We start from the raw sequence: 882 nt of genomic DNA on the forward strand, positions 1-882 counted from the left end.
CCCATCCGTTCCGACGCGTAGGAACCCGGCGAGGCCGGGAAGACGACCGTCTTGTTGCCGTTGAGGAAGACCCGCCCGTGGATATGCGCGTGGATCGCGCGGGCCAGGACCTGCGCCTCGACGTCACGGCCCAGGCTGACGTAGTCGTTGGGCGACTGGGCGTGGGTGACGCGGATCGTGTCCTGCTCGATGATCGGCCCCTCGTCGAGGTCGGCGGTCACGTAGTGGGAGGTCGCCCCGATCAGCTTCACGCCACGCTCGTAGGCCTGCTTGTAGGGGTTCGCCCCCTTGAAGCTGGGCAGGAACGAGTGATGGATGTTGATGATCCGTCCCGACATCTGTTTGCACATCTGGTCGCTGAGGATCTGCATGTAGCGGGCCAGCACGATCAGGTCCGCGCCGGTGTCCTCGACCACGTTCATGATGCGGGCCTCGGCCTCTGGCTTGTTCTCCTTGGTGACCTTGATGCAGTGGAACGGGATGTCGTGGTTCACGACGACCTTCTGGTAGTCCATGTGGTTGCTGATGACGGCCACGATCTCGATCGGCAGCGCGCCGATGCGCCAGCGGTAGAGCAGGTCGTTCAGACAGTGCCCGAAACGGCTGACCATGATGATGACCTTGGGCTTTGCGGATTCATCGAAGATCTCGAAGGTCATCTCGAACTCGGTCGCCAGATCGCCCATCGCCTCCGTCAGCTCGTCGATGCTGCGCCCCTTCTCGGAGGTGAAGCTGATGCGCATGAAGAAGATCCCGGTCTCCAGGTCGTCGAACTGCGAGGCATCGGTGATGTTGCAGCCCTGGTCGGCCAGGAACACGGCGATGGCGGCGACGATCCCGCGACGGGAGGGGCATTGGACGCGAATGGCGAATTTGCTCATG

The 882-nt window shown here is 62.8% G+C and carries 1 protein-coding gene; it reads right to left on the bottom strand.

What is annotated here, in order from left to right; translation table 11 throughout:
- On the bottom strand, positions 1-881 hold an 881-nt coding region (gene purU / locus EU805_RS17245), incomplete at its 3' end, for a formyltetrahydrofolate deformylase (protein WP_129765209.1).
- Position 882 lies beyond the last annotated feature (1 nt).

Origin of the sequence: Salipiger sp. IMCC34102 (assembly GCF_004145405.1) — a bacterium.
Taxonomy (GTDB): Bacteria; Pseudomonadota; Alphaproteobacteria; order Rhodobacterales; family Rhodobacteraceae; genus Loktanella.